Source organism: Oceanicaulis sp. UBA6590, from assembly GCF_002433705.1.
Taxonomy (GTDB): Bacteria; Pseudomonadota; Alphaproteobacteria; order Caulobacterales; family Maricaulaceae; genus Oceanicaulis.
The window spans coordinates 1-10,451 of the sequence record NZ_DJIQ01000042.1 but is presented as its reverse complement, the minus strand read 5'-3'; the positions used below and the strand labels follow the sequence as shown (position 1 = coordinate 10,451).

The window sequence follows — 10,451 nt, the reverse complement described above, 5'->3', positions numbered from 1 at the left end:
CATCACGCGCATTTCATCCACGCCCTATTTACGACACGGTTGTTACCTTATATGTCAACAATAGACAGAGCCATTCTTAGCGGCGCTCTGCTGGAATATCGGGTTGCGGGCGATGAAACCCGCGAGCAGGTGAGGCCGCTTTACTATGCGCCTGAGTTCGAGGAATGGGTTGAGGATGAGGAACGCCTTGAAGCAAGAACACACTATCAGCATGGGTTGTCTTTAGCAGAACACATCGAGATCCGGCTTGCTGACTTGGTGTGCGAAAACCCGCTCCACCGCCATGGGATTTTTTCTGTGGATCCCACGTATCAGAGTGTCTGGAAGGTGTCGGCGGAAGGTGTTCGCCTGTTCGGCTGGTTCTGTAAGCCTGACATCTTCGTGCTCGTAACGGGCGCCTTGAAAACAGACCTCAAACAGAATGCTGACTTGCATCAGGACCACGTAACTAGGGTCGCAAATTTTAGAAAGCGTCATGGCTTGGATGATGCCGTGATAAAGGGGGATGTCCGTGAAGTCCTTACGCAAAAACCGGTCGAATAGACGCGGAATGTTTCTTGGCCTGACAAGCTCGGTCGCGAGCCAGCTTCGGGAGGCCTTTGCCGAGCGCAGGCAGAACCACGGGGAAACCCAGGAAGACATCGCCGCGCTGCTGGGCGTGAACAGATCAGTCGTCAACCGGCGTCTGCGCTCAGGTTCAAACCTGACACTCGAAACCATTGCCGATATGGCGTGGGCGCTTGGCCGCGGCGTGAAGATCGACATCTATGATCCGGCAGAAAGAATCGGCTGCAACGAAAGACTTTACTTCTCCGAGCGCGCAACAGTGCCGCTCCCTTCCGAAGGAGTGTCTGAGGCCCGGGTTCAATTCAATAGTCGGCAAAATGCGCCTGCCCCAACGCGCAACAAGACCCAAATTGAGTTCAAACCGTCTCAACTGGTTCAGGCATGACCATATCCGCTGAATACGTGATCTTGGCCGATTCCATACGTCGCGAGGATAATGGGAAGTTCATCTTCGTTGGCGTTTACACAGGCGATATCGTTCTGGATCATCCGCCTGCCCCGTTCAACATCGAGGCCTACATCAAGCTGCGGGCTGAAGTTCGGCAGCCGATGGAGTTCACGATCACCGTCCATCAGGCCTCACGGGAACAACCGATTGCGCGCCTGAGGGCTGATGCGTTCGAAACTCCGGGCGAAGGCCCTGTTTCCGGTGACCTGTTGCTGCCGGCCTTTGGCGTTCGGGCCGAGGGCCCCGATGAAATCTACTTCACGATGAAGGTGGGCGATGCCGAGGAAACGGAGATCGGGCGAACCAGGATTGTGCTCAAGGATGAGCCGGTGACCGACCAGCACGACTGACAAAAACCCCGCCTCGGCGGGGTTTTCTTTTGCCCCTACTCCGCCCCCTGCTCCACATGCACATGGCCAGCCTTGGCCGGTAATCTTTGCTCCTTGCACCATATAGGCGAGCGATTACAGTACTCCCCATCCTAAAGGGGGAGCGAAATGAAACACTATTTACTCGTGTCGATTGCCGCGCTCGCGGTAACCGGTTGCGCATCGTCAGCCGTCATGGAAGTGGCGCCAGCCGTAACGACCTATGCTGCGAACCGGGACGAAATCCCAGGTCGTTGGGCGGTGATCGTCGAAGCCGATGCAATGCCGAACACTTACGATTCCAGTGAATTTACGTGCTCTGGTTGGTCTTACACTGTGGACGCTCAATCTGCGTTCGAGGAGTCCGTTCTCGCCAGCATGGAGACCGCATTTCAGGAAGTGCGCCCCGCTGACCGAATGCTGACAGGGGCGCAAGCGCAGGCCGACGAACTTATGGGCACCATCACGGTTACTGTCGATCGCATGGATGCAGACTTGCAATGGCTCACGGGCTTCTGGACGGCGAAAGCGCGGTCAACCGCCTCAATGCGTATCGGAGTTGATGTTCGCGATCAGAATGGCGAGCGCATTGCTGGCTTCTCAGAGGGCAGCCAACGCTCAGCTGAAGCAGATCAGGGTGGGTGCGGTGCTGGATCTGAGGCGATTGCTCGCGCGATCTCCTCAACGACAGAAGACCTGATGGAGCAGAGCCTTGAACGCTTGCTGGACAATAGCGAGCTACGCGCAGCCTCTATGACGCGCTAACACAAAGTCCAAAATGCTCAGATTAACGCCCTGCCGCTCGGTGGGGCGTTTTTTTATTCCCTCAACAAGCGTTATCCAAGATCAAGCCCTTCTAAGTCGTTCAATACAAAGCGTATCGGGTCGACACCCCAATACGAGACGTTTTGTCTTGCATTAGTGCGAGACGTTTTGTATCGTTACCCCATCAAACACCACGCCGGACGCCCAGCGCACACCGGCTCTGATGGGGAAGCGACATGCTGAACATTGGCGAGAACGCCCAGATCATGGAGCGGCTGAAATCGCTCAAGCACGCGGTGCAGAACGCGATTGGCCCCTGTTTCGAGCCCGAACTGAAGATGGTCTGCAATGAGGATCTGGGTGCGCCCTGGCAGGTGCTGATCAATTTCCGCGCGCCAGGCGGCCAGATCGATCTCACGCCAAAGCGCCTACAGGTCTGGGGCGCCTGCCCCCTCTCCGCGATCGAGGCCGCATTCGCGGAAGCGCGCCGTCGCTTCACCGAGGGCGAGGCCATGCGTAACGAGGCACGCGCCGCCCTGTCCCTTGATCAGCAGGGGGCCGCGTGATGCGCCGCTTTCTTCTTGACCTTGCCAGTGACGCACTCAGCGCCTGCGCCGTTTTCGCCTTCTTCGGCGTGGTGATCGTGTGCGCCGCGTGCGCCATCGCCTGACCGTTTCGCTGGCGTCCTCAAGCGCCAGCACCACCGCGACCGGGGTTTCGCTCAACGCTCCCCCCAGCCTGAAAGCTGCCCCGGTCGCTAGCCCTTTCGCCGGCGTCGTCTCCTCCCCTGTGTGAGCGCCGGAACACTGGCCGGGCGAGTCCTCTTTTGCCGCTCGCCCGGCCCCTTTCTCTCGGAGACTGGATATGACTGACAAGCACTGCCTCTTCGCCGTCGCTGATGCCGATCCGGCCCGCTCGATTTGCGAAACCTTCCGCGCCGAGTTCAACGCCGCACGCAAGGCGCAGTTTGAATGGGTTAAGCGACAGGCGCCCCATGCGGACTCTGCTGCCCTGAAGCAAGGTCACTCATCCCGCATCGGCATCTTTCACGCCGATCTGGACCGGAAGCTCTGGACCAATCCCGACAAGAAGGGCTGTCAGTTCCCGCGGGCTTCGGCCAAGGCGCTCATGAAGGAGATGGCCGCCATCCCGGCATTGCCCGGTGGTGAAGTGCTGGCCCGGCGCTTGGGCGTGATCGACACCCTGCAATACGAGAGAGGCGGGAGCATAAAAGGCGGCGGCGCGATCGGGCCGCTGTCCATGGCCTTCAATGGCGGCGTCACTCCCTTCTGGGGCGCTGCAGAGGGCCGCATCCTGATGAAGATGGTTGATGCGGCATCTGCTGCGGCGGACCACCTCAAGGAAAACCCGGACGACATCATCACCACGCCCGGCGCCATCGACTGGAAGCCGATGGAAGGCTTGCGGGTCATCTCTGAAGATGAGGCGATGGCGATCTTTCACACCGACAAGGCGGCCTCTTCGGAGCAAGCCGCATGACCCGCCCCCTGTTCCATCGCCGCCCGCGCTGGCTCACCTACACCGCGTGGGAATACATCGCCTTCGCGCTCATCTGCGCGGCGGCGGGCGTGGTGCTCCATTTCACCGGGATCAAGCCATGAGCGATGACGCCCGCCTCAAGCGCCGGGTACTGGACAAGCGCACCCGCCGCCATCGACGCCCCCTGCCGTCTGTCGAGCGCGGCGTGCAGATGGCCGCCTATGCGGTCCATACCACCGGGCTGGCGCCGTCTGACCGGGTGTGTGAACTCGGCGTGGCCACGCTCGAGCTCGTACTGAAGGCGCGCGAAGATTCCGCGCCGCGCGTCACCGATGTGCAGAGCGCCCTGGTTGATCCCGGCATGGCCATCGCTCCGGCGGCCACTGAAGTCCATGGCGTGACCGACAAGATGGTGCAGGGCCAGCCCTCCTTCACATCGGTCTGGTCCCGGCTGGGCCGGCCTGCGCCGTGGATCGCGGCGCACAATGCCGACTTCGCGCTGATGCATCTGCCTGTCAGCAAGGATCGCATGATCTGCACCCTCGCCTGTGCGCGGTTGCTGATGCCCGAGCAGCAGCACTTCAGTCTCGATGCGCTCGTGCAAGGGCTGGACCTCCCCCGGCCGGACAACGCCGCCACCCGCGCCGCCATCGGGCCGGGCGCGGGGCTGGATGCCTGGAATGTGGCCTGGCTGACCGAACGCCTCACCCGACTTGCGGCGCCCGAAGAGCTGGCCGCCATCACCGCGCAGGCGCGCGAGGCCGCACACAAACCCGCCGACATCACCGGATCCACCCCCCTGCCTTTTGGCAAGCACCGGGGTCGGGCGCTGTCTGACGAACAGGGCGTGCCCACCCACTACGTGGCGTGGATCGCCGGCAACTACACCGGCCGTGATGCCGGGCAGTGGCGCGCCGCGGCCAGCAAGGAGCTGACCCGCCGCCACGCCGATCCCTGCGATCCGTCCGTTTACCAGATCGCCCGCGGGGCACAGCCCCGCACGGCAAGAGATGAACCCGGCGCACCCAGCGCATAACCCTACCCCACCAGAAGGAACACCCCATGGCCGACTTTGCAGCATCCGCGCCTGAGAAAGACGAATCCGACGCCATCGGCGCAGCCGCCCGCGATCAGCTCCGCGCCCTGGTGGCGCGCATCGAGCGCCTTGAAGAAGACAAGGCCCAGGTCGCCGCCGACATCAAGGAGGTCTACTCCGAGGCCAAGTCCAACGGCTACGACACCACCGTGCTGCGCAAGGTGATCTCCCTGCGCAAGCAGGACGCCCACGAACGGCAGGAAATGGAAGCCCTGCTTGAGCTGTATCTGGGCGCCGTGGGGGAGCACTGATGCAGGAAGCCATCATCGACAGCTTCGCAGGGGGCGGCGGCGCGTCCACGGGCATCTTCATGGCCCTTGGACGTCACCCTGACGTGGCGATCAACCACGACAAAGACGCCATCCGGATGCACGCGGCTAACCACCCTGATACCGTCCATCTGAACGAGAACATCTATCAGGTGGACCCGGATGATCTGCGCCGCAAATACGGCGCGATCGGCCTTCTCTGGGCTAGCCCGGACTGCAAGCACTTCTCGAAGGCGAAGGGCGGCAAGCCAGTCAGCAAAAACATTCGCGGCCTCGCCTGGACCGTCTGCAACTTCGCGGAACGGGCAAAGCCGCGCGTCATCGCCTTGGAGAACGTCGAGGAGTTCGAGGACTGGGGCCCGCTGACCGAAGAAGATAAACCCTGTCAGGTGCGCCGAGGCGAAACCTTCAAGGCATGGGTGCTCAAACTCAAGCGGGCTGGATACCAAGTGCAATGGCGTGTCCTTCGCGCCAGTGACTTTGGCGCCCCTACGATCCGCAGGCGGCTGTTCGTGATCGCTCGCCGTGATGGTGAACCCATCGTCTGGCCAGAGCCGACCCATGGGGCCCCTGATGATCCCGAAGTGATCGCGGGCCGGAAGCTGCCGTGGCGCACCGCGGCGGACATCATCGACTGGTCCCTGCCCATGCCCTCGATCTTCATGACGAAGGAGCAGGCCCAAGCCTATTTCGAGGAGACGGGCATCCGCGTGGTGAGGCCGTTGGCCGAAAACACAATGGCGCGGATCGCGCGCGGCGTGGATCGTTATGTCCTGAAGAGCGCCAATCCTTTCATCATCTCGGTCGCTCATGGCTACAGTGGAGGGCGGCGCGAATACCCGCTTGGTGATCCCATAGGCACTGTCACGGGCGCAGGCATTCAGCACGCTCTGATCAGCCCCGTGATCAGCCATGCCCAGCAAGGCGGTGCAAACCGCGATGCGGACGCGCCCATGCACACCATCACGGCTTCGTTGAAAGACCAGAACCAGATCATCGCTCCGGCGCTGATGAAGTTCCGGGCAGACAGTGCGGGCGCGCCGGTTGAGGCGCCCTGCCCGACCGTCACGGCGAACAGCTACATCAAGCGCCCGGGCGGCGCATCTCCGCTCGGTGTGTGCGCCGCGTTCCTGGCCCAGCACAACGCGGGGCCGAACATGGAAAGCGCAGCGGGGCGGGACGCACGCGTACCGCTCAGCACCGTGACCACGACCGGCAGTCAACAGGCCGTCGCTGGCGTCCACATGATCAACATGAAGGGCTCCAAGCGCAGCGCGCGGGGCGCGGACGAACCCGTGAGCACGATCACAGCGAATGCAGTCCATGCCGGCCTCGTGGCGGCGTTCATTGGAAAGTACTACGGGACTGGCGATGGGCAGGCCGTTGACGAGCCGACCCACACCGTCACGACAAAGGACCGCTTCGGGCTGGTGACCATCCAGCTCGAAGGTGAACCCTATGTGATTGTGGACATCGGCATGCGCATGCTGACCCCACGCGAGCTGTTCAGCGCCCAGGGCTTCCCGGCTGATTACATCATTGATCAGGACGCCACGGGCCGCCCCTTCACGAAATCCACGCAGACGCGATGCGCTGGCAATTCGGTCTGCCCGCCGCTTGCCGCTGCGCTGGTGAAGGCGAACTTCCAACCGCGCGAGATCCAGCCTGAAACCCGGTTTGAGGAGGGGCCGCTGTTCGCGGTCGCTGCAGAATGACCGCACCCTCTGACCTCACCCTGCACCTGGACGCCTCCGAAGTGGATTGGCTGGCGGACGTGCTCGAACACGCCGCCGAGGGAAGCTGTGACCATCCCTGCCCCATCCAGGGCGGGTGCGTGATCCACCGCGCGAGGCATCTGCAAGACGTTCTGAACGCCGCAGCCCAGCGCGCGCAGCAAGACATGAAAGGCTGAACATGAGTGAGACAGTGAAGACCGGGGCCGCAATGAAAGCGGCTTATGTCCAAGCGAAGCAGGATTGCGATGCTGCAGATAGCGCGCTGAAAGCAACTCCAGAGCATGCCGCCTATCAGGCCGCGCGCGGCAAGATGCTTGACCTCGAAGATGAGATGGCAAGCGAATTTCATACTTGCGAGGCCTGCGGCAAGCCCATCTTCGATGATGAACCATACAGCTATGACACCGAAGGTGGCGTAACCCTCTGTGAAAAGGACACCTCATCTTGGCGTGACATGCTGGCAGACCCCGAGGGTTTCTATGAGCGAAACGCTTCTGGGGACGTGACGTATTACACGCCTGAGACGGCCAAGGCCGCTGCGGAGGCGCACGTCGCAGCGGGCGGCTCCCTTGACGACAAGATCGGCCTGATCGAGCCTCAGGAACCCTCCAATGGATAGCGCGAAGCTCCGTGAGATCCTCGTTGAGGTCGCTCAGGGCGGCGCGAAAGTGCTTGCCGATCCCGAGGTGTTCGAATGCGCCGTAAACAGCGGGCACGAAGACATCATGTCAGCGCTTAAGCGCGGAGCTGGTGTGGTGGTGAAGGAGCTGAGTTGGCGCATAGACCCCGACCTAGGGGCGGAGTTTGGCTTCATGCCGGGCTTTGACGAATTCTGCTACAACATCACGCCCTACACCAAAGACGGCGCTCAGGTTTGGTCTGCATGGCTGGATGATCCAGACGAAGGCGATTTGCCGGATCAAGGCCCTTTCACTTCGCCGGAAGCCGCCAAGGCAGCCTGTCAGGCCGACTTCGCCAAGCGCATCACCTCTGCTGTAGAGCCTTCCTGTGTGGTGACGGGCCTGCTTCCCATGGATGAAGCACCCCAAAAAACAGAAGGCGTTCTCATCTTCCGCGAGGACGGGGCTATTGCGTCTTGCTGGCGTGGGCCGGGTATCGCGTGGCGGTATAGCGGAGAAGCCTGGGACTGCTTTGTAAGCGATCACGAAGGGCGGAGGGCTGTCGGATGGTTGCCCCTCACCGCCGCTCTCTCCTCTCGTACTGAAAAAGAGGTGTTTCAGGACCGGGTGCGTCCGTGGGTGCTGTCCTGCTTTGGCGAAGACATTGCTGCCGACAAGCTCGAACGAAACGACCGCTTCATTGAAGAGGCGTTGGAGCTGACGCAAGCGTGCGGATACGACCGTGACCGCGCTCACGCGCTTGTTGATTATGTCTTTGATCGCGAACCGGGCGAGCCCTCGCAGGAAGTCGGCGGCGTCATGGTCACGCTAGCCGCCCACTGCTTGGCGCATGGCATGAACATGCACGCTGACGGAGAGCGCGAGCTTGCCCGTATCAGCGCACCCGAGATCATGGCGAAAATCCGGGCCAAGCAGGCCGCAAAACCCAAAGGCTCTGCGCTTCCCGTCGCACGCTCCCTCACTAATGGAGGTGAGTGATGCGCTGGCGCAAATGCAGGCCTTGTAACGGCACTGGAAAAGAGCCCGCTGGAGAAAAGATCGTGAATGCGATTTTCAGCGCCGGCGCATCCCTGATCGTTGATGCTGTGCTTGGTGACGACGTGATGAGCAAGCCTTGTCGCCATTGCGGCGGACTGGGTGAGCGCAAGGAGCCTACCCATGACTGATGCAGAACAAGAGCACTTGGGCTTCCGGTGCAACCGCCACATCGGAATTAGATATCGAGCGCGGCATTGGCTGGTGGCGTGGCACAAGGGGTGTGTGTTTGTGAGGCCTAAAGCGGGGCAAGTCGCGCCGGGCGTATGGTGCTTTTACTTTTTGGGTTTTGAGCTTTCGTGGTGGAGCGCGTCATGACTGATGCAGAACTAGAAGAGCTGGATACGCTGCTTGAAGACCTTCGCCTGTGGTTCAACGCCGCCCCGCTCCATCTTTGCCCGACACGCGATGCGCTTATTCGTGGCGACATGGACAAGTTCTATGCGCGCGTTGAGGCCAAGTGCGGCACCATACGCTCTCTGAGAGAAGAGAATGCAGAGCTGAAAGACGAACTCGCCACGGTTTCAGATCGCCTTGAGCAGGCGAACCAAGCCATTGAGGAACAGTCATGACCACCGCCCCGGTCATCCTGAACATGACCAAGCTGGGATTCCGGCGCCCAGAGGCGGCCGCATTCATCGGCGTGTCCGCTTCCAAGTTTGACCAGATGGTCAAGGCGGGGGATATGCCGGAGCCGCATCGCATAGGTGGCGTGGTGATCTGGCGCGGGGATGAGCTGAAGCTGCACTTTGACCGCTTGACGGGGCGTTCTGGTCCTGTCGATGATCCGAAACCCGCCGACAAACAGAAACCCATGCCTTGGCCCGTGGATGCCCGATGAAACTTGAATACCCCGGCCTAATCAAAGAACGGATGAAGTCGGGCAATATCCGCTATCGGGTGCGCCCCGAGGGCGACAAGGCGCGGCGCATTAATCTCCACGTCACGCCGGACCATAAGGAATTCCAGGAGCGCTATGAGGCCGGGCGCGCGGGCATTCAACTGCCGCCGCCCGATGAAGCGCCGCGGGTTATCAAATACTCCCTGGAATGGCTGATTGATCTGTATCTGGACGATTGCGAGCGCGCCGTCAAAGCCGGGCTTATGGCGCCCCTCACCCTTAAAAAGAAGCGTGGAGCCCTGAAACCTGTCAAGGCGCGCTTCGGCGCCTATGACATGATGATGCCGCGCAGTCAGATCATCACCTTGCGCGATGAGAAAGCAGAGACGCCGGCGGCGGCTGACGATCTGATGAAGCACCTGAGCACCATGTACACATGGGCGATCGACAAGGACTTCTGCACCGAGAACCCGGTCGCCGGGATAAAGAAGATCCACCGCAGCAAGGGCGGGGCTGTCGCATGGTCCGTGAATGATCTGAAGAAGTACCGCGCTTTCCACCCGCCGGGCACCACGGCGCACCTTGCCCTGACGATCCTGATGTTCACCGCCGGGCGGATAAGTGATGCGGCAATACTCGGACGCGAGCATGAGTTCATGCGCGACGGGATACGCGGGCTGGGCTGGCAACCGCCGAAGAAGGGCGCGAGCTTTGTTCAGATACCGATGCTCGAACCGCTCTATCGCGCCACACGCGCGGCCAAGGTCCAGGGCAAGACCTATCTGCTCAACGCTTACGGGAAGCCCTATTCGAGCGCAGATGCGCTAAGCCAGCGGTTCAGCAAATGGTGCCGTCAGGCCGGGCTTGAGAACCGCACCGCACACGGCGTCCGCAAGGGGTTTGGCAAGCTGTTGGCCGAAGATGGTGCAACACAATATCAGATCATGGCCATCCACGGGCACGCCGAGGCGCAGACTTCAGAGATTTACACGCGGGATGCGGAGCGCTGGCGGATGGCGAAAGAGGCCATCACCGGACTGGATAAAATCGCCGCGGCGTGGGACACTCTGTAAATAACGTATTGAAATATATAACGCGCTAAAGCGCTTTGCGTGGGACACCTGTGCACTGAAATTATTGAGGAAAGAGCGGAGATATGGACCCTCAGCCGGCGCCAGATCTCCC

At 61.2% G+C, this 10,451-nt stretch carries 17 protein-coding genes; all 17 read left to right on the top strand.

The genetic code is table 11. The features are described 5' to 3' along the window. A partial coding sequence (locus B2Z70_RS09470; RefSeq protein ID WP_292982774.1) for a hypothetical protein occupies positions 1 to 543 on the top strand: 543 nt, incomplete at its 5' end. A 7-nt stretch (positions 544 to 550) separates the two neighbouring features. Continuing rightward, a complete protein-coding gene (locus B2Z70_RS09465) occupies positions 551 to 952 on the top strand; it encodes a helix-turn-helix domain-containing protein (RefSeq protein ID WP_292982772.1) in 402 nt (133 codons plus the stop codon). After that, positions 949 to 1,365: a hypothetical protein gene (locus B2Z70_RS09460; protein ID WP_292982770.1), complete on the top strand. Its 417-nt coding sequence runs from the start codon at positions 949 to 951 to the stop codon at positions 1,363 to 1,365. Before B2Z70_RS09465 ends, B2Z70_RS09460 begins: the two co-directional genes overlap by 4 nt. A 147-nt stretch (positions 1,366 to 1,512) precedes the next feature. Next, complete coding sequence (locus B2Z70_RS09455) at positions 1,513 to 2,148, top strand: hypothetical protein (protein ID WP_292982768.1); 636 nt, start codon at positions 1,513 to 1,515, stop codon at positions 2,146 to 2,148. 236 nt (positions 2,149 to 2,384) lie between these two features. Beyond that, positions 2,385 to 2,714, top strand: coding sequence for a hypothetical protein (locus B2Z70_RS09450; RefSeq protein ID WP_292982766.1), 330 nt, complete (start codon positions 2,385 to 2,387; stop codon positions 2,712 to 2,714). A 298-nt stretch (positions 2,715 to 3,012) separates the two neighbouring features. Then, complete coding sequence (locus tag B2Z70_RS09445) at positions 3,013 to 3,648, top strand: hypothetical protein (RefSeq protein WP_292982764.1); 636 nt, start codon at positions 3,013 to 3,015, stop codon at positions 3,646 to 3,648. After that, positions 3,645 to 3,770, top strand: coding sequence for a hypothetical protein (locus B2Z70_RS09440; protein ID WP_292982762.1), 126 nt, complete (start codon positions 3,645 to 3,647; stop codon positions 3,768 to 3,770). Before B2Z70_RS09445 ends, B2Z70_RS09440 begins: the two co-directional genes overlap by 4 nt. Further along, on the top strand, positions 3,767 to 4,684 hold the full coding sequence (locus tag B2Z70_RS09435; RefSeq protein WP_292982760.1) for a 3'-5' exonuclease: 918 nt from the start codon (positions 3,767 to 3,769) through the stop codon (positions 4,682 to 4,684). Before B2Z70_RS09440 ends, B2Z70_RS09435 begins: the two co-directional genes overlap by 4 nt. Positions 4,685 to 4,710: 26 nt before the next feature. Further along, positions 4,711 to 4,995: a DUF2312 domain-containing protein gene (locus B2Z70_RS09430; protein ID WP_292982758.1), complete on the top strand. Its 285-nt coding sequence runs from the start codon at positions 4,711 to 4,713 to the stop codon at positions 4,993 to 4,995. Continuing rightward, positions 4,995 to 6,728: a DNA cytosine methyltransferase gene (locus B2Z70_RS09425; RefSeq protein WP_292982756.1), complete on the top strand. Its 1,734-nt coding sequence runs from the start codon at positions 4,995 to 4,997 to the stop codon at positions 6,726 to 6,728. Before B2Z70_RS09430 ends, B2Z70_RS09425 begins: the two co-directional genes overlap by 1 nt. After that, positions 6,725 to 6,925 (top strand): hypothetical protein, encoded by a 201-nt coding sequence (locus B2Z70_RS09420; protein WP_292982754.1) that lies wholly within the window; start codon positions 6,725 to 6,727, stop codon positions 6,923 to 6,925. The genes B2Z70_RS09425 and B2Z70_RS09420 overlap by 4 nt, the downstream gene beginning before the upstream one ends. A gap of 2 nt (positions 6,926 to 6,927) precedes the next feature. Then, positions 6,928 to 7,368, top strand: coding sequence for a hypothetical protein (locus B2Z70_RS09415; protein ID WP_292982752.1), 441 nt, complete (start codon positions 6,928 to 6,930; stop codon positions 7,366 to 7,368). Next, positions 7,361 to 8,368 carry a hypothetical protein gene (locus tag B2Z70_RS09410; RefSeq protein ID WP_292982750.1) on the top strand — a complete coding sequence of 336 codons (1,008 nt, stop codon included), beginning with the start codon at positions 7,361 to 7,363 and terminating at the stop codon, positions 8,366 to 8,368. The genes B2Z70_RS09415 and B2Z70_RS09410 overlap by 8 nt, the downstream gene beginning before the upstream one ends. Continuing rightward, complete coding sequence (locus tag B2Z70_RS09405) at positions 8,368 to 8,556, top strand: hypothetical protein (RefSeq protein ID WP_292982748.1); 189 nt, start codon at positions 8,368 to 8,370, stop codon at positions 8,554 to 8,556. The genes B2Z70_RS09410 and B2Z70_RS09405 overlap by 1 nt, the downstream gene beginning before the upstream one ends. A 183-nt stretch (positions 8,557 to 8,739) precedes the next feature. Next, the gene (locus tag B2Z70_RS09400) at positions 8,740 to 8,997 is read left to right on the top strand and encodes a hypothetical protein (protein WP_292982746.1); all 258 of its coding nucleotides are present in this window, start codon (positions 8,740 to 8,742) and stop codon (positions 8,995 to 8,997) included. Next, entirely contained in the window at positions 8,994 to 9,266 is a 273-nt protein-coding gene (locus B2Z70_RS09395) for a helix-turn-helix transcriptional regulator (RefSeq protein WP_292982744.1), read from the top strand. The genes B2Z70_RS09400 and B2Z70_RS09395 overlap by 4 nt, the downstream gene beginning before the upstream one ends. After that, entirely contained in the window at positions 9,263 to 10,339 is a 1,077-nt protein-coding gene (locus B2Z70_RS09390) for a tyrosine-type recombinase/integrase (protein WP_292982742.1), read from the top strand. The genes B2Z70_RS09395 and B2Z70_RS09390 overlap by 4 nt, the downstream gene beginning before the upstream one ends. The last annotated feature ends 112 nt before the right edge of the window (positions 10,340 to 10,451 follow it).

Excerpts from the sequence above, each read along its gene's own strand:
- B2Z70_RS09465 (WP_292982772.1), top strand. The coding sequence starts at position 551 with ATGTTTCTTGGCCTGACAAGCTCGGTCGCGAGCCAGCTTCGGGAGGCC.
- B2Z70_RS09460 (WP_292982770.1), top strand. The coding sequence starts at position 949 with ATGACCATATCCGCTGAATACGTGATCTTGGCCGATTCCATACGTCGC.
- B2Z70_RS09455 (WP_292982768.1), top strand. The coding sequence starts at position 1,513 with ATGAAACACTATTTACTCGTGTCGATTGCCGCGCTCGCGGTAACCGGT.
- B2Z70_RS09450 (WP_292982766.1), top strand. The coding sequence starts at position 2,385 with ATGCTGAACATTGGCGAGAACGCCCAGATCATGGAGCGGCTGAAATCG.
- B2Z70_RS09445 (WP_292982764.1), top strand. The coding sequence starts at position 3,013 with ATGACTGACAAGCACTGCCTCTTCGCCGTCGCTGATGCCGATCCGGCC.
- B2Z70_RS09440 (WP_292982762.1), top strand. The coding sequence starts at position 3,645 with ATGACCCGCCCCCTGTTCCATCGCCGCCCGCGCTGGCTCACCTACACC.
- B2Z70_RS09435 (WP_292982760.1), top strand. The coding sequence starts at position 3,767 with ATGAGCGATGACGCCCGCCTCAAGCGCCGGGTACTGGACAAGCGCACC.
- B2Z70_RS09430 (WP_292982758.1), top strand. The coding sequence starts at position 4,711 with ATGGCCGACTTTGCAGCATCCGCGCCTGAGAAAGACGAATCCGACGCC.
- B2Z70_RS09425 (WP_292982756.1), top strand. The coding sequence starts at position 4,995 with ATGCAGGAAGCCATCATCGACAGCTTCGCAGGGGGCGGCGGCGCGTCC.
- B2Z70_RS09420 (WP_292982754.1), top strand. The coding sequence starts at position 6,725 with ATGACCGCACCCTCTGACCTCACCCTGCACCTGGACGCCTCCGAAGTG.
- B2Z70_RS09415 (WP_292982752.1), top strand. The coding sequence starts at position 6,928 with ATGAGTGAGACAGTGAAGACCGGGGCCGCAATGAAAGCGGCTTATGTC.
- B2Z70_RS09410 (WP_292982750.1), top strand. The coding sequence starts at position 7,361 with ATGGATAGCGCGAAGCTCCGTGAGATCCTCGTTGAGGTCGCTCAGGGC.
- B2Z70_RS09405 (WP_292982748.1), top strand. The coding sequence starts at position 8,368 with ATGCGCTGGCGCAAATGCAGGCCTTGTAACGGCACTGGAAAAGAGCCC.
- B2Z70_RS09400 (WP_292982746.1), top strand. The coding sequence starts at position 8,740 with ATGACTGATGCAGAACTAGAAGAGCTGGATACGCTGCTTGAAGACCTT.
- B2Z70_RS09395 (WP_292982744.1), top strand. The coding sequence starts at position 8,994 with ATGACCACCGCCCCGGTCATCCTGAACATGACCAAGCTGGGATTCCGG.
- B2Z70_RS09390 (WP_292982742.1), top strand. The coding sequence starts at position 9,263 with ATGAAACTTGAATACCCCGGCCTAATCAAAGAACGGATGAAGTCGGGC.